This is a genomic window from Acidimicrobiia bacterium, from assembly GCA_035651955.1.
Lineage (GTDB): Bacteria > Actinomycetota > Acidimicrobiia > IMCC26256 > JAMXLJ01 > JAMXLJ01.
This window is the reverse complement of sequence record DASRES010000016.1, coordinates 1-16,280: the sequence shown is the minus strand read 5'-3', so window position 1 is coordinate 16,280 and position 16,280 is coordinate 1. Positions and strand designations below refer to the sequence as shown.

General features: G+C 72.0%; 15 protein-coding genes. 7 read left to right on the top strand and 8 right to left on the bottom strand.

The genetic code is table 11. The features are described from left to right. Window positions 1-46: 46 nt before the first annotated feature. From VFC33_04830 to VFC33_04815, 4 genes are read left to right on the top strand one after another with little or no spacing between them, the layout of a single operon-like run. Complete coding sequence (locus VFC33_04830; GenBank protein HZR12556.1) at window positions 47-1,675, top strand: MFS transporter; 1,629 nt, start codon at window positions 47-49, stop codon at window positions 1,673-1,675. After that, window positions 1,672-2,280, top strand: coding sequence for a TetR/AcrR family transcriptional regulator (locus VFC33_04825; protein HZR12555.1), 609 nt, complete (start codon window positions 1,672-1,674; stop codon window positions 2,278-2,280). The genes VFC33_04830 and VFC33_04825 overlap by 4 nt, the downstream gene beginning before the upstream one ends. 29 nt (window positions 2,281-2,309) lie before the next feature. Further along, the gene (locus VFC33_04820; GenBank protein ID HZR12554.1) at window positions 2,310-3,074 is read left to right on the top strand and encodes a 3-hydroxyacyl-CoA dehydrogenase; all 765 of its coding nucleotides are present in this window, start codon (window positions 2,310-2,312) and stop codon (window positions 3,072-3,074) included. Beyond that, window positions 3,071-3,865 (top strand): enoyl-CoA hydratase/isomerase family protein, encoded by a 795-nt coding sequence (locus VFC33_04815; GenBank protein HZR12553.1) that lies wholly within the window; start codon window positions 3,071-3,073, stop codon window positions 3,863-3,865. The genes VFC33_04820 and VFC33_04815 overlap by 4 nt, the downstream gene beginning before the upstream one ends. Here VFC33_04815 and VFC33_04810 read toward each other — a convergent pair. The 6 genes from VFC33_04810 to VFC33_04785 form a co-directional block, all read right to left on the bottom strand. Next, on the bottom strand, window positions 3,862-7,470 hold the full coding sequence (locus VFC33_04810; protein HZR12552.1) for a multifunctional oxoglutarate decarboxylase/oxoglutarate dehydrogenase thiamine pyrophosphate-binding subunit/dihydrolipoyllysine-residue succinyltransferase subunit: 3,609 nt from the start codon (window positions 7,468-7,470) through the stop codon (window positions 3,862-3,864). The two genes, VFC33_04815 and VFC33_04810, sit on opposite strands and share 4 nt — an antisense overlap. 37 nt (window positions 7,471-7,507) lie before the next feature. Then, window positions 7,508-8,851 (bottom strand): 3-deoxy-7-phosphoheptulonate synthase class II, encoded by a 1,344-nt coding sequence (locus tag VFC33_04805; protein HZR12551.1) that lies wholly within the window; start codon window positions 8,849-8,851, stop codon window positions 7,508-7,510. A 13-nt stretch (window positions 8,852-8,864) separates the two neighbouring features. Further along, entirely contained in the window at window positions 8,865-9,308 is a 444-nt protein-coding gene (locus tag VFC33_04800; GenBank protein HZR12550.1) for a proteasome activator, read from the bottom strand. A 74-nt stretch (window positions 9,309-9,382) separates the two neighbouring features. Beyond that, window positions 9,383-10,192 (bottom strand): SDR family NAD(P)-dependent oxidoreductase, encoded by an 810-nt coding sequence (locus VFC33_04795; protein ID HZR12549.1) that lies wholly within the window; start codon window positions 10,190-10,192, stop codon window positions 9,383-9,385. An 18-nt stretch (window positions 10,193-10,210) separates the two neighbouring features. Next, the gene (locus tag VFC33_04790) at window positions 10,211-10,855 is read right to left on the bottom strand and encodes a hemolysin III family protein (GenBank protein ID HZR12548.1); all 645 of its coding nucleotides are present in this window, start codon (window positions 10,853-10,855) and stop codon (window positions 10,211-10,213) included. A gap of 156 nt (window positions 10,856-11,011) precedes the next feature. Continuing rightward, on the bottom strand, window positions 11,012-12,433 hold the full coding sequence (locus tag VFC33_04785; protein ID HZR12547.1) for an aldehyde dehydrogenase family protein: 1,422 nt from the start codon (window positions 12,431-12,433) through the stop codon (window positions 11,012-11,014). A gap of 104 nt (window positions 12,434-12,537) precedes the next feature. Here VFC33_04785 and VFC33_04780 point away from each other — a divergent pair, with 104 nt between their 5' ends. Continuing rightward, window positions 12,538-12,972, top strand: a complete 435-nt coding sequence (locus VFC33_04780; protein ID HZR12546.1) for a VOC family protein — start codon at window positions 12,538-12,540, stop codon at window positions 12,970-12,972. An 18-nt stretch (window positions 12,973-12,990) separates the two neighbouring features. Here VFC33_04780 and VFC33_04775 read toward each other — a convergent pair whose 3' ends face one another. Beyond that, complete coding sequence (locus VFC33_04775) at window positions 12,991-13,734, bottom strand: DUF6597 domain-containing transcriptional factor (GenBank protein HZR12545.1); 744 nt, start codon at window positions 13,732-13,734, stop codon at window positions 12,991-12,993. Then, window positions 13,731-14,729, bottom strand: coding sequence for a hypothetical protein (locus VFC33_04770; protein HZR12544.1), 999 nt, complete (start codon window positions 14,727-14,729; stop codon window positions 13,731-13,733). The genes VFC33_04775 and VFC33_04770 overlap by 4 nt, the downstream gene beginning before the upstream one ends. Between VFC33_04770 and VFC33_04765 the strand changes: the two genes are divergently transcribed. Both VFC33_04765 and VFC33_04760 read left to right on the top strand, forming a co-directional pair. Then, window positions 14,710-15,276 carry a hypothetical protein gene (locus VFC33_04765; protein ID HZR12543.1) on the top strand — a complete coding sequence of 189 codons (567 nt, stop codon included), beginning with the start codon at window positions 14,710-14,712 and terminating at the stop codon, window positions 15,274-15,276. The genes VFC33_04770 and VFC33_04765 overlap by 20 nt on opposite strands. 169 nt (window positions 15,277-15,445) lie before the next feature. Next, on the top strand, window positions 15,446-16,280 hold an 835-nt coding region (locus VFC33_04760), incomplete at its 3' end, for a hypothetical protein (GenBank protein ID HZR12542.1).

Sequence of the window (16,280 nt, the reverse complement as noted above, 5' to 3'; positions counted from 1 at the left end):
GGGGCTGGTCCGGCAGCTGGTCCGGCAGCGAGGGGAGAGCGGCACCGTGCAGACCGACACGAACGGGACGACGGCGTACGACCGGCGCTGGTGGGCGCTGGCCGTCCTGTGCTTCAGCCTGATCGTCATCACGCTCGACAACACCATCCTCAACGTCGCCATCCCGACCGTGCAGCGCGACCTCCACGCGAGCAACAGCCAGCTGCAGTGGATGGTCGACTCGTACACGCTCGTCTTCGCGGGTCTGCTCCTCACCGCCGGCAGCCTCGGCGACCGCTTCGGCCGGCGGGGCGCGCTGCAGCTCGGCCTCACCGTCTTCGGCGTCGGGTCGGTGCTCTCCGCGATGGCCGGCACGTCGAACCAGTTGATCGCGACACGCGCGCTCATGGGCGTCGGCGGCGCGTTCATCATGCCGTCGACGCTGTCGATCCTGACCAACCTCTTCACCGACCCGGGTGAGCGTGGGCGCGCGATCGGTGTGTGGGCGGGCATCGCCGGTGTCGGCATCGCGCTGGGACCGCTCGCGGGCGGCTTCCTCGTCGAGCACTTCTACTGGGGCTCGATCTTCCTCGTGAACGTCCCGATCGTGATCATCGCGGTGATCGCCGCCGCGCTGCTCGTCCCGACGTCGCGGGACCCGGCCGCGCCCCGACTCGACCTCGTCGGCGCGGGCCTGTCGATCGCGGGCTTGTGCGCGCTGCTCTACGCCATCATCGAGGCGCCGACGGACGGGTGGGGTGCGCCGCGGATCGTCGGCGCGTTCGCGGTCGCGGCGGTGCTGCTCGCCGGGTTCGTCCTGTGGGAGGCGCACAGCGACCACCCGATGCTCGACGTGAAGTTCTTCCGCAACCCCCGCTTCACCGCCGCGAGCACCGGCATCTCGCTCGTGTTCTTCGCGCTGTTCGGCTCGACGTTCCTGCTGACGCAGTACTTCCAGTTCGTGCTCGGCTACGGGCCGCTCGAGACCGGCGTCCGCCTCCTCCCGTACGCGGGCGTGCTGATGGTCGTGTCGCCGCTCAGCGCGCGGCTCGTCGAACGCGTCGGCACGAAGGTCGTCGTGACCGTCGGCCTGCTGCTCGTCGCCGTCGGCCTCGTGCTGTTCACGACCATGCAGGTGAACACCGGGTACGGCGACATCATCTGGCGGATGATGCTGATGGCCGCGGGCATGGGTTGCACGATGGCGCCCGCGACCGAGTCGATCATGGGCTCGCTCCCACGCGCGAAGGCCGGCGTCGGCTCGGCAGTGAACGACACGACCCGCCAGGTCGGCGGCGCGCTCGGTGTCGCGGTGATCGGCAGCGTCCTCGCATCGGTGTACGGATCGAAGATCGGCGACGCGATCGCGCACCAGTCGCGCCCGGTTCCGAAGCCGATCGCGGACGCGGTCAAGAGCCAGCTCGGCGCGGCCCTCCAGGTGGCGCGCAGCATCGGCGGCCCGATCGGTGAGCAGATCGCGTCGACGGCCAAGCACGCCTTCGTCAGCGGGCTGCACCAGGGCGTCCTCGTGGGGGCGCTCGCCGCGCTGGTCGGCGCGCTCGTGTCGCTCCTGTGGCTCCCGGCGCACGCGCGCGACGAGCTCGACCTCTCCTTGGAGGAGGCCGTCGCCGTCGAGGCCACGGTGTCCGCGCAGGCGGGCGAGGTCGGCGACGCCGTGCAGGAGGTCAAGGCGTGACCGACGTCCGGACCGAGGCCGACGCAGACACGGTCCGGCGCGTCGGCCGGCCGCGGAGTCCGGAGGTCGACGAGGCGATCCTCGACGCCGCGGTCGAGGCGTTCGTCGACTCGGGGCTCGACGGGTTCTCGGTCGACGACGTCGCCGCGCGCGCGGGCGTCGGCAAGGCGACCATCTACCGCCGGTACGCGTGCAAGGTCGACCTCGTCATCGCGGCAGCGCGGCGGTGCTGCGAGCAGCAGCCGTACGCGCCGGAGACCGGGAACCTCGAGGTGGACCTCCGCGCCGTCGCGCACGGGCTCGTCGACATGCTCGAGGCCTCGGTCGCCGGGCGCGCGATCCCGCGGATGGTCGCCGAGTCGGCGCGCCAGCCCGAGATGCGGGACGCGCAGCGCAACTTCGTCGGGCGCCGGCGCGCGCACACCATCGCGATGGTCGAGCGCGCCGTCGCACGCGGCGACCTGCGCGCCGACACGGACGCCGCCGCGCTCGTCGACATGCTGTCCGGCCCGCTGTTCTACCGGCAGCTGGTGACCGGGGAGCCGACCGACGACGCGTACGTCGACACGCTCGTCGACTCGGTCCTGCGCGCGTTCTCCCGTTAGCGTGAGGCCCCTCCCAGGCAGGAGGTGCCATGCAGCTGGACGGGATCTCGGCGATCGTCACCGGCGGTGCGTCGGGGTTGGGCGAGGCGACCGCGACGATGCTCGCCGGCGCGGGTGCCGACGTCGTGCTCGCCGATCTCGACGACGAGCGCGGGAACACGACCGCGAAGCGCCTCGACGCCCGGTTCGTGCGCACCGACGTGACCGACCCCGCGCAGGTGTCTGCCGCGATCGAGGTCGCGACCGAGTCCGGCGCGCCGCTGCGCCTCGCGGTGAACTGCGCCGGGATCGCGATCGCGGTCCGCACGCTCGGCCGTGACGGTTCGCCCCACGACCTCGGCCTGTTCGAGCGGGTCGTGCGCGTCAACCTGATCGGCACGTTCAACGTGATGCGCCTGACTGCCGCGGCGATGGCGCGCACGGAGCCGCTCGAGGACGGCGAGCGGGGCCTCGTCGTGAACACCGCGTCGGTTGCCGCCTTCGAGGGGCAGATCGGTCAGGTCGCGTACGCGGCGTCGAAAGGCGGGGTCATCGGCATGATGGTCCCCGCGGCACGCGATCTCGCGTCCGTCGGCGTGCGCGTCTGCACGATCGCGCCGGGCACGTTCGAGACGCCGATGATGGGCGTCCTGCCCGACGAGGCGAAGGCGGCACTCGCCGCGAACATCCCGTTCCCGAAGCGTCTCGGCCGTCCCGAGGAGTACGCGGCGCTGGTCCGGCACCTGGCGGAGAACACGATGATCAACGGCGAGGTGGTCCGCCTCGACGGCGCGCTCCGCATGCCGCCCAAATGAGCGACGACCTCGCGCTCGCGTTCCCGACGCTGCGGTTCGACCGTCCGCGCGAACACGTCCTGCGCCTGACGTTCGACGGCCCCGGTCTCAACTCGGTCGGGCCGGACATGCACCGCGAGCTCGCGGACGTCTGGCCCGCGATCGACCGCGACGACGAGACGCGCGTCGTGCTCGTGCGCGGTGCCGGCCGGGCGTTCTCCGCCGGCGGGAGCTTCGAGCTCATCCACCAGTGCACCGACGACGCGGTCACGCGTGACCGCGTGATGCGCGAGGCGCGCGACATCGTGTTCAACGTCCTCGGCTGCTCGAAGCTGGTCGTGTCCGCGATCCACGGTCCCGCGGTGGGCGCCGGCCTCGTCGTCGGCCTGCTCGCCGACGTGTCGATCGCGGCGCGCTCGGCTCGCATCATCGACGGGCACACGCGTCTCGGCGTCGCGGCGGGCGACCACGCCGTCATCGCGTGGCCGCTGCTCGTGGGGATGGCGAAGGCGAAGTACCACCTGTTGACGTGCGAGGAGCTCAGTGGCGAGGAGGCCGAGCGTCTCGGGCTCGTCGCGCTGTGCGTCGACGACGACGAGCTCGCGGCACGCTCGCTCGAGGTGGCGGCATCGCTCGCGCAGGGCGCACAGCAGGCGTTGCGGGCGACGAAGCTCGCGCTCAACAACTGGTACCGGATGTTCGGTCCTGCCTTCGACGCGTCGCTCGCGCTCGAGTTCCTCGGCTTCGCCGGCGCGGACGCGCGTGAAGGCGTCGCCTCCCTCGAGCAGAAGCGCCCGCCCCGGTTTGCCTAGCTCAGGTCGGAGAACGCGGCGGTGAGCAGCTCGTTCTGCTCACGGTCGTGGATCGTCTGGCTGCCGCTCGCCGGGCTCGCGCTCGCCTCGCGCGCGATGTGCCGGAGGTCGCGGTCGCGCAGCAGTCGGTGGAGCTTGCCGTGGACGAAGTTCCACGCGCCCATGTTCTCCGGCTCCTCCTGCACCCACCACACCTGACGCGCGTTCGGGTACCGGGCGAGCGCGGCGTCGATCTCGTCGCGCGGGAACGGGTACAGCTCCTCCACGCGCACGACGGCCGCGGGCGCGGCGAGCTTGTCGCGCCGGTCCATCAGCTCGTGGCCGACCTTGCCGGTGCACAGCAGCACGCGCCGCACTGCGGCGGTGTCGCCATCGGGCACGCGCGGGTCGTCGAGCACGGCGTGGAACGAACCGTTCGTCAGCTCCGCGACCGTCGAGCGGCTGTGGGGCATCCGCAGGTAGCGCTTCGGCGTGAACACCACGAGCGGCTTGCGGACCGGCGTCTTCACCTGCCGCCGCAGCACGTGGAAGTACTGCGCCGCGGTGCTCGGGTACGTGACGCGCATGTTGCCCTCGGCGCAGAGCGCGAGGAACCGCTCGATGCGCGCGCTCGAGTGCTCCGGGCCCTGACCCTCGTACCCGTGGGGGAGCAGCAACGCCAAGCCGCTGCGCTGTCCCCACTTGTCCTCGGCCGCGACGACGAACTGGTCGATCACGATCTGCCCGCCGTTCATGAAGTCGCCGAACTGCGCCTCCCACGCGACGAACGTGCCGGGCGCGGCGACCGAGTACCCGTACTCGAAGCCCATCGCGGCGTACTCGGAGAGCACGGAGTCGTAGAGCATGAACGGCGCCTGGTCGGGTGACAGGTTCGCGAGCGGGACGTACTCCTCCTCGTCGTCCGCGTCGATGAGCACGCCGTGGCGCTGGCTGAACGTGCCCCGGCGGCTGTCCTGACCGGCGAGGCGGACCGGCGTCCCCTCGAGCACCATCGATCCGAGCGCGCACGCCTCCGCCAGTGACCAGTCGACCTCGTCGCGCTCGAAGGCGACGCGGTGCGCCTGCAGGATCCGCTCGAGCTTGCGATTCACGGTGAAGCCCTCGGGCCGCGTCGTCAGCCCGTCGACGACGCGCGTGAGCACCGCGCGGTCGACACGCGTGTCGACGGGGGCGTCGGGGATCACCGGTGGGACGACCGGATGCTCGCCGGTCGGCGGCTCGCTGTTGTGGGTCTCCTCGAACGCGCGGTCGAGCCGCGCCTTGAAGTCGTCGAAGCTCGCCTCGGCCTCCTCGAGCGTCAGGTCACCGCGGTTGATGAGCTGCTCCGTGTAGAGCTTCCGGACCGAACGGTGCTGGTCGATCAGCGCGTACATGCGCGGCTGCGTGAACGCCGGCTCGTCGGCCTCGTTGTGCCCGTAGCGGCGGTAGCAGACGAGATCGACGACGACGTCCTTGCAGAACGCCTGTCGGAACGCGAACGCGAGCTTCACGACGCGCACCGCGGCTTCGGGGTCGTCGCCGTTCACGTGGAAGATCGGCGCCTGTACCATCTTCGCGACGTCGGTCGCGTACACGCCCGACCGGCCGGCCTCCGGCGCGGTCGTGAAGCCGAGCTGGTTGTTGACGACGATGTGGACCGTCCCGCCGACGTCGTAGCCCGGCACCGCGGAGAGGTTGAGGGTCTCGGCGACGACGCCCTGCCCTGCGAACGCGGCGTCACCGTGCACGAGGACGGGCAGCACCTTGCGCCCGTCGACGTCGTGACGGGTGTCGTCCTTCGCGCGCGCCATGCCCTCGACGACCGGGTCGACGGCCTCGAGGTGGCTGGGGTTCGACGCGAGCGTGAGCTTCAGGTCGCCGCCCGCGGGCGGGTGGTGCACCCCGGTCGCCCCGAGGTGGTACTTGACGTCGCCCGAGCCCTGCGACGACATCGGGTCGAGCTCACCCTCGAACTCGCGGAAGATCTGGCCGTACGACTTGCCGATCACGTTGGCGAGGACGTTGAGCCGGCCGCGGTGCGCCATGCCGAGCACCGCCTCCTCCATGCCCGCGCCGCTCGCCTCGTTGAACAGCGCGTCGAGCATCGGGATGAGCGTCTCGGCGCCCTCGAGGCTGAACCGCTTGTGCCCGAGGTACTTCGTGTGCAGGAAGCGCTCGAACGCCTCGGCTGCGTTCAGCCGCTCGAGGATCCGGCGCTGCTCCTCGACCGGTGTCGTCGTGTCGACGCCCTCGACGTGGGCCTGGATCCACGCCTTCTGGTCCGGCTCCTGGATGTGCATGTACTCGATGCCGACGGAGCGCGAGTACGCGTCGCGCAGCACGCCGAGGATGTCGCGCAGCAGCATCGAGCGCGTCCCCGCGAGCCCGTCCGTCGGGAACTCGCGGTCGAGGTCCCAGATCGTGAGCCCGTGCGCGTTGACGTCGAGCTCCGGGTGCGTGTGCACCGTCTGGCGGCCGAGCGGGTCGAGGTTCGCGATGAGGTGACCCCGCACGCGGTACAGGTTGATGAGCTGCTGGACCGCGTTCGCCTTCTCGTACGCCGCGAGCGCGCCCTCGTCGATGGGCGACACGTCGGGCGTCCACCGCGCGGGCTCGTACGGCACCCCCAGGCTGCGGAAGACGTCGTCGTAGAAGCGATCCTCGCCGAGCAGCAGCCGATGGACGGCCTGCAGGAACTCGCCGCTCTCCGCACCCTGGATCACACGGTGGTCGTACGTGCTCGTGAGGGTGACCGACTTGCCGACGCCGAGTCGCGCCAGCGTCGCCGGGTCGGTGCCCTCGTACTCGGCGGGGTAGCCGATCGAGCCGACGCCCACGATGAACCCCTGGCCGGGCATCAGCCGGGGCACCGACGACACCGTGCCGATCATCCCCGGGTTCGTCACGGACGCGGTCGTGCCGGCGAAGTCGTCGAGATCGAGCTTGTTGGCGCGGACCCTGCGGATCAGCTCCTCGTACGCGGCGAAGAACGCGGCGAAGTCGAGCGTGTCCGCGGCCTTGATGTTCGGCACGAGCAGCGATCGCGAGTCGCCGCGCTTGACGTCGACGGCGAGGCCGAGGTTGCAGTGCGCGTGGCGGACGACGACCGGCTTGCCGTCGACGACGCCGAACCCCGAGTTCATGTTCGGCACCTTCTCGAGCGCGCGCACGACCGCGTACGCGATGAGGTGCGTGAAGCTGACCTTCGTCCCGCCACCGCTGCGGACGAGGTGGTTGTTCAGGATGCGCCGGTTGACCTCGAGCAGCTTGGCGGGGACCACACGCAACGACGTCGCGGTCGGGACGCCGATGCTCGCCTCCATGTTCTCGACGATGCGGGCCGCCGCGCCGCGCAACGGCTGCGCCTCCTCGCCGTCGAGCACGGGCGCCGCCGGGGTGACCGGCGCGCGCGCGGGTGCCGCGGGCGCCGGCGCGGGTGGTGCGGGAGCCGTCACGGCCGCGCCGTTGACGGGCTGCGCGCTGAACCGGGGCTGGTAGTCGGCGAAGAAGTCGCGCCAGCTCTCGGCGACCGACGCCGGGTTCTCGAGGAACCGCCGGTACATCTCCTCGACCAGCCCGGAGTTCGCCCCGAGCTGCTCGAACGTGTCGCTCGTCGCTCGTGTCATGAAGGTCTCCCCGTTGAGACCAGTCGGCCGCGCGCGGCTAGTGCTTGAGGAGCTCGGCCACCTGGAACGCGAGGTCGAGCGACTGCCGCGCGTTGAGCCGCGGGTCACACATCGTCTCGTAGCGCTGCTCGAGGTGATCGGGCAGCACCTCGTCGGTGCCGCCCAGGCACTCGGTCACGTCCTCGCCCGTGAGCTCGACGTGCACGCCGCCGGGCCAGACGTCGGCCGCTTCGCAGACCTTGAAGAAGCCGCGCAGCTCGGCCATCACATCGTCGAAGTGCCGAGTCTTGTAACCGTTCGCGTGCACGAACGTGTTCCCGTGCATCGGGTCGCACGCCCACACGACGGGGTGCGCGCCACGCCGCACCGCGTCGAGCAACGGCGGCAGGGACGTCTCGATCCGTTCGGCGCCCATGCGCGTCACGAGGGTGAGCCGGCCCGCCCGGCGCGTCGGGTTCAACCGTTCGCACAGCGCGAGGACGTCGTCCGGGTCGCTGCTCGGCCCGAGCTTCACCGCGATCGGGTTCTGCACGCCCGAGAGGAACTCGACGTGCGCGCCGTCGGGCTGGCGCGTCCGCTCGCCGATCCACAGCAGGTGCGCGGAGCAGTCGTACCAGTGGTCGGTGAGGCTGTCGCGCCGGGTGAGCGCCTCCTCGTAACCGAGCAGCAGTGCCTCGTGCGACGTGTAGAAGTCGACCTGGTGGAGCTGGAGCTCGGCGTCGAGGTCGATCCCGCACGCGGCCATGAACCGCAGCGCTCGCTGGATCTCGCCCGCCAGCGCGGCGTAGCGGCGTCCCTCACGACTCGACGCCGCGTACTCCAGGTTCCACTGGCTCACGCGGCCGAGATCCGCGAAGCCGCCCTTCGTGAACGCCCGCAGCAGGTTCAGGGTCGCGGCCGACTGGTGGTACCCGCGGACGAGACGCTGCGGGTCGGCGCGGCGCGCGTCGGGATCGAAGGCGAAGTCGTTGACCATGTCGCCCCGGAACGACGGGAGCTCGACGCCGGCCCGGGTCTCCGTCGCCGACGAGCGCGGCTTTGCGAACTGGCCCGCGATGCGGCCCACCTTCACCGTCGGGACGCCGCTGCCGTACGTGAGCACGACGGCCATCTGGAGGATGATCTTCAGCTTGTCGCGGATCGCGTTCGCGGAGAACGCCTCGAACGACTCCGCGCAGTCGCCCGCGTGCAGGACGAACCCCCCGCCTTCCGACACCGCCGCGAGCGCGTCGGTCAGCTCGCGCGCCTCACCGGCGAAGACGAGCGGCGGCAGCGCGCGCAGCTCTTCGAGCGCCGCGTCCAGCGCCCGAGCGTCGGGCCAGTCGGGCTGCTGGGCCGCGTGACGGTCGCGCCAGGTCCCCGGCGCCCAGGCAGTGCTCACGTCTCCCCGCGTCTCACAGGTACGCGCCCGGTCCGGGACGCTGCGGAGCGCCGCCGGCCTCGATCATCTGGCGCTGGCGCATCTGGTCGAGCTGACCCTGCGCGGCGAGCTGCTGGGTGAACAGCGTCGCCTGGATCCCGTGGAACAGGCCCTCGAGCCACCCGACGAGCTGAGCCTGCGCGATCCGCAGCTCGGACTCGCTCGGCGCGTCCGAGGTGAACGGGAACGTGACCTCCGCGAGCTCGCTGCGCAGGTCGGGGGAGAGGATCTCCTCGAGCTCGGTCAGCGAGCGGTCGTGGATCTCGCGCAGCATCCGTCGGCCGGCGTCGTCGAGCGGCGCGCGACGGACCTCGTCGAGCATGTTGCGCACCATCGACGCGATGCGGATCAGCTTCGTCGGCCGCGTCACCTGCTCGTTCACGTCCGCGCCGTCCGCGCGCTCGTCGTCGCCGTCCACGACTTCCGGCTGCAGCGGGCTCGCCCCGCGGGCCGGGCCGGTCTGGGTCTGGCCGTCGATGTTCGTCACGTCACTCACTCCTCACCACGATAGGGCGCGCGACTACCACGCAGACCCGGCGGCACCCGCCCCTCGGCGCCCGAACGCGGGCCGGGGACGTCGTGGAACCGGTACGGCTCCGGGTCGCGGCCGGGCTGGCACACCCAGCACTCACCGGTCCGCCCGCCCTCGATGATCCGCGCGACCGCGTCGGCGATCTGCGACGGCGGCATCAGCGGGAAGTGGACCTGCGCGAAGAGCTGCTTCGTCTCCTCTCCGATGATGTTCGTGTCCGTCATGCCGGGGTTGACGGTGTTGGCCGTGATGCCGAGCGGCTGGAGCGTGGGCGCGACGCTGCGCACGAACCCGACGACTGCGTGCTTCGTCGCGTCGTACACGGGGTCCGGCGGGAACGGGATGAGCCCTGCGAGCGACGACGTCGCGACGATCGCGCCACCGCCTCGCTCCCTCATGACGCGGACCGCGGCACGCGTCCCGAACACGACGCCGTCGACGTTGATCCGCATGATGCGCCGATAGACGTCGTCGGTGAGCTCGGTCACGTCTCCGACACCGATCGCGATGCCCGCGTTGAGGAACGCGATGTCGACGCCGCCGAGCTCGTCGACACACCGCGCGAACGCGCCGTCGACGTCGCTCGCGTCGGCGGCATCGGCGCGCACGAACGTGCCGCCGTGCTCCTTCGCGACGCGCTCGCCGCCGGGCGCGTCGACGTCGACGACGCAGACGCGCGCGCCGTCGGCCGTCAGCCGCTCGACCGTCGCCCTGCCGATGCCCGACGCGCCGCCGGTGACCAGCGCGACCTTCCCGTCGAAGAGCCCCATGGGCCGGACCTTACGCGCTCACGCGCGCACGAGCAGGAGGATGACGGCGTAGTGGCACACGGCGGCGACGATGCCCATCGCGTGCCACAATTCGTGGTAGCCGAAGACACGCGGCCGCGGGTTCGGGCGGTTTCTGACGAGCACCGCGAGCCCCGCCGTGTAGAGGACGCCGCCGCCCGCAAGCAGCCCGAGCTCGACGTGCGTGAGGTCGCGCATCAGTTGCGGTGCCGCCACGATCACGAGCCAGCCGAGGATCACGTACAGCCCCATGCCGACCCACCGCAGACGCGGCGACGCGAGCACCGTGAGCAGCACGCCGACGACGGCGCCGGTCCACACGATCGCGAGCAGGGTGACGCCCCACGCCGGCCGCAGCGCGAGCAGCGTGAACGGCGTGTACGTCCCGGCGATGAGCACGTAGATCATCGAGTGGTCGAGCCGCTGCATGACGCGGCGCGCCCGCGGCGTCCACTTGCCGCAGTGGTATGCGGCGCTCGTGCCGAACAGCAGCGTGAGGCTGGCGGCGAAGATCGCCGCGCCGACGTGCGCGGCCACGCCGCGGCTCAACGTGACGAGCGCGACCCCCGCCGGGATCGACACGAGGCACGCGATCTGGTGCAGCCGCCCGCGCAGGAGCGGCTGCAGGATCTCGGGCTCCCTCACGATGCGCTCATGCGTGAATCGCTCACGTCCTCCGCTCTCGGCCCTTCGGGCCGGGCCGCTCGGGCCCTGCTCATGGTCGCACTCGCTGCTCGGCGGGATACCCGCCTCGCGGACGCTCGTCGCTCCGTGCTTCCGCTCGCCTCTCGGCTCGCTCGCTCACGGCTGGATCACGACGAGTCGTTCCTCCGTCATCTCGCGTATCGCGTAGCGCGGACCCTCGCGCGTGTTGCCACTGTCGCGCACACCGCCGTACGGCATCTGGTCCGTGCGCCACGTGGGAACCTCGTTGACCAGGACAGCGCCGAAGTCGAGCTCGTGTGCCGCGCGCAACGCCGTCTCGAGATCCGGCGTGTAGATCGCGGCCTGCAAGCCGTAGCGGGTGTCGTTCGCGAGACGGATCGCGTCGCCGACGTCGTCGTACCTCGCGACACCGACGACCGGGCCGAACACCTCGTGCGAGCACACCTTCATCTCGGGCGTGACGTCGACGAGCACGGTCGGCTCGAGCATGCCGTCGCGCACGTCACCGCCCGCGAGCACGGAGGCGCCGCCGGCCACGGCGTCGTCGATCCACGACTTCACACGGTCGCGGTCGCCCGTCGTGATCAACGCGGACACGTCCGTCTGCTCGTCGAGCGGGTCGCCGACGCGCAGCGCCTGCACGAGCGGGACGAGCGCGCCGAGGAAGTCGTCCGCGACGGAGCGGTGCACGAAGATGCGCTGGGTCGAGATGCACGACTGTCCCGCGTGCGAGAACCCCGCGACCGAGACCTTGCGCGCGGCCGTCTCGTAGTCGGACCCCGGCTCGACGATGACGGGCGCGTTGTTGCCCAGCTCGAGGCCGACCTTCTTGCGCGGCGCGCGCTCCTTGATGCCCCAGCCGACCTCGGGTGAGCCGGTGAACGTGATGAGCGCCACGCCGTCGTGCTCGACGAGCGCGTTGCCGACGCTGCCGCCTCCGCCCGTCACCACGCTGAGCTGGTCGCCGGGCAGGCCGCACTCGTCGAGGAGGAGCTCGGCGAGCTTGATCGCGGACAGCGGCGTCTGTGACGCCGGCTTCAACACGACCGGACAGCCCGCTGCGATCGCGGGCGCGAGCTTGTGCGCGACGAGGTTGAGCGGGAAGTTGAACGGCGAGATCGCCCCGACGACGCCGATCGGCAGCCGGAGCGTGAACCCGAGCTTCCCCTCGCCGACCGCGCTCGCGTCGAGCGGCACCATGTCGCCCGCGAGCACCCGCGCCTCGGCCGCTGCGAACGTGAACGTCGCGACGGCGCGCTCCGCTTCGATGCGCGCCGTCTTGATGGGCTTGGCCGCTTCGAGCGCGATCGTGCGCGCGAAGTCCTCGTTGCGCTCGGTGAGCAGCCGCGCCGCGATGTCGAGGGTCTCGGCGCGTCGCCACGGCGGGAGCGCGCCGTGCGACATCGCGTCGCGCGCGGCGCGCACCGCGCGGTCGACCTCGGCGGGTCCGCACTTCGGGACCCGGCCGAGCTCTCGGCCGTCGTACGGCGCGATGACCGCGATCGTGTCGTCGGTCGTGACCCGCTCACCGGCGATCGGCAGCTTCTCGATGCTCATGCTGTTCGAGCTCATGGTGTCCGATTCCTCCAAGGCGAGCCGCACCGCTGGTCCCTAGCGTGCCCCTCGAGAGCGTGACTGTTGCAGCGAGAGAGGAGAACGCGATGACGGTTCCCGCACGCATGAGCGTCGTGACGCTCGGCTACCGTGACCTGGCGACGATGCGGTCGTTCTACGAGCGGCTCGGCTGGAAGAGCCGCTCGGACGACGACGAGTTCGTCCGCTTCGAGGTCGGCGGCGGCTCGCTGACGATGTTCCCGTTGCACCTGCTCGCGGGCGAGGCGAACCTCCCCGTGGCCGAGCCCGACGGCAACTTCCGCGGCTTCACGCTCGCGGTCGTCGTCGAACGCCGGGAGATGGTCGACGCCGCGATCGCGGACGTCGAGCGTGCGGGCGGCCGGGTGCTCGCGCGTCCGGTCGATCGCGACTTCGGCGGCTACTCCGGCTACTTCGCGGACCCGGAGGACAACGTGTGGGAGATCGTCTGGGCGCCCGGCATGTCGTTCGACGAGCGCGGCGGGCTGATCTGGCCGGAGTGAGGACGCGAGCAGGAGCGGTCAGCTGCCGGGGACGACGCGGCCGGCGAGCTCGCTCGGTCGCGTGCCGCCGAGGGCGCGGCACTCGTGCGCGAGGTGCGCCTCGTCGCTGTAGCCGGACGCCGCGGCAAGACGTGCGAACGACGCGTCCGTGGCGCGCGCGGCGCGCAGGAAGCGCTGGAAGCGGAGCACGCGGTCGAGCGTCTTGGGGCCGTAGCCGAACGCCGCGACGCAGCGCCGGTGGAGCTGCCGCTCGCTGAACGCGAGTGTCCGCGCTGCGTCGTGCACGGACGAGCGGCCCGTGGCGAGCATCGCGACGAGCGGCTCCACGACGTCGTCGGCGTCTGGCGCGGTCGGGACGCGCTCGAGCATCGCCGCTTCGAGGAGGCGTTCGCCGTCGTCGGCCGTGCGGGCGTCGGCGAGCCGATCGGCGAGATCGCGCGCGTCGTCGCCCAGGACGTCGTCGAGCGACAGGCGCGCGTCGGTGAGCTCGGACACGGGCACGCCCAGGAACCGGCGCGCGTGGCCGGGCCGGAACCTGATCCCGACGATCGAGGACTGCGGCGACAACGGCGTGAGCACGGGGCCCGTGTCGGGGCCCGCGAGCTCGAGTCGGCCGTCACGCCAGAGGACGTCGACGCAGGCGTCCGGGACGACACGGTGCTCGTAGGGCGCGGACGTCGCGCCGACGTGCTGGGTCCACACGCACGCGACTGCGGGGGCGAGACCGGCGACGGGCGGCCGCTCCCGATACGTCGCTGTCATGACGTCATGCTGACACGCTCGGAGGGCGAGTTGGTTAGCCCGACCACCGAATGCGGGTACGTGGGCCGCAACGCGCGATTCGTCACGGGGGGTCCCATGGGCAGGTTCCCGGTGGCGCGGGCCCGGGTGAGGTCCGCGCTCCTCCGCACGACCGGTGCGCTCGCATGCGCCTCGGTCGCCGTCGTCGGCCTGGCGTTCGTGGTGCCGATCGCCGCCGGCTCCGCATCGGTCCCGGCGGCACCGGCCGGCGCGACGTCGGCATCGAGTCCGGCAACGGGCGTCACGCACACCGTCACGGCCGCGACGAAGTCGGTCACGAGCGCGACCGTGCGCGTACCCGTCACGACGCCGCCGGTCACGACCCCGCCGGCGACCACGTCGAAGGTCGCGGCCGCAGTGAGCACGCCGCACGTCACCACGCCGCCGGTGACGACGCCCTCCGTGACGACGCCCCCCGTGAACGTGCCGAAGCTCGCGACACCGAGCATCACCACGCCGACGGTCACGACGCCCACGGTCACGACGCCGCCCGTGACGACGCCGACGGTCACGACGCCGCCCGTGACGACACCGCCCGTGACCGTCCCGAAGCTCGCGACGAACGTCACCGTCGCGGGTGCGTCCGTGCCGCAGGTGAGGGCGCCGTCCGTGTCGGTTCCGTCGCTGCCGCCGCCGACGGTCACGGCACCGACGGTCACGGCGCCGGCTGTCACGGCACCGTCCGTCACGGCACCGACGCTGTCGTTGCCCTCGATCCCGCTGCCGCCTCCGCCGGTGAGCGCGCCGTCGCTGCCGGCCCCCTCGGTCACGGTCCCATCGGTCCCGGTGCCGACGGTGCGCGTGCCGTCGGTGTCCACACCGCGCGTCACCGCGCCACCGGTGTCCGTCGACCCGATCTCCGTGCTGCCGTCCATCCCGGCGATCCCTGCGTTCTCGTTGCCGCCGGTGACGACGCCGTCGGTGAACGTGCCGTCCGTGTCGACACCGTCGATCACGACGCCGTCCGTCGTGTCGCCGTCGGTCCGGGTCGCGGCGCCCGCAGCGCCGGTGGTGCGGTCGCAGTCCGTGACGGTGCCGGGGTTCTTCGGCGTGCTCGACCCGCCCGCAGTCGACCCCGCAGCGGCCGCGCTCGCGCCGTCGAGTACCCGCCGGTCCGCGAGCGTGGCGGCCGATCCGGTCTCGGGCGGGGCGGTCGGCCCGCGCGACGTGACGGCCGCGGCGGTGGCCGCGCCCGGCGCCCCGACGCCTCTGGCCGCGCCCGGCGCGCCCGAGCGATTCCGGGTGGCACCGGGCTGCGCGAGCGGGGTCGCCGCGGTCGGACCCGACGGCGCCACGCTCTGCGTGCCCGCGACACCCGCGGCACGCGCGCAGGCCACCAGCAGCGCGCACCCGAGCGGGGGAGCGGCACTGTTCGACGTGTTCGGCCTGCCCTTCACCGGTGTCGACGCCGCCGCCGTGCTCGTCATCGGGATCTGCGCGCTCGCGCTCGGTCTCGCGTTGCACCGCCGGCGCGCGCGGCCGCGCGGCATCGGCGGCGCGTGACGGAGCAACGATGCGCCGCTGCGCGTCCGCGCTCGCATGCGGACTGCTCGTCTGGTCATTCGGTTGCGTCGCCGCGGCTCGCGTCGCGACCGCGGCACCGCAACCGCCGCGTCCGCAGCCGGACCGCGCGCACCCGACCCTGAACCCGGCACTGCCGCAGGGTACGCGCTTGCTCGTCGTGCGCACCGTCCCGCCCGTGGTCGGTGCGGCGTTCACGTTCGCGTCGACGCCGTTCACCGTGACGGACGAGACGGGGACGGCCGCGTTGCTCATCGCGTCGAGCGAGCGCGACGTGGTCGCCGCGAACCGCAATCAGGTCCTCGTCGTCGCGAGCCCGACGGTCGACATGTCGCCGAACACACGCGCGGTGTTCACGGGCTGGTCGGGATCCGGGACGTACCTGAACGGCGTCATGACCGAGACCGCGACGTTCCGCACGGACTACCTGACGCAGCTCCGCTTCGTGAACCGTCACGGCAGCCCCGTTCCCACGTCGCGCGTCGGCGCCGTCGAGCTCGCCAACACGTCGGGCGCGACGGTGGACGTACACGGCGGCGACGCCGTCTGGCTGCCCGGCCAGGAGATCACGAGCGGGCCCGACGGTCCGACGACGAGAGCAGTCACGTACACGGTCACGAAGGTCGACGTTGCGGGCTCGAACGTCGTGAACAGCGGCCAGCAACGTGTCGTCCCGAGCATCGACCCCCGGCCCGCGGTCCGCCTGCTGTTGTACACGGTGCGCTTCGTCGGTCGCGACGCGCTGCTGCGGTCGCACGCGGGAACGCGCGTGCACCTCCGCCATCCCGACGGCTCGGTGACGGAGGTCGCGCTGCACTCGCACGGCGGCGTGGTGCGCGATCTCCCGCGCGGCGACTACGACGTCACGATCGAGGGCGGCACGTTCCATCTCGCGCACCCGCTTGCGATCTCGCGCGACCAGACCGCCGACATCGACGCGGTGTCCTACCTCGACGTGATCGTGCTCGCGGTCGCCGTGACCGTCG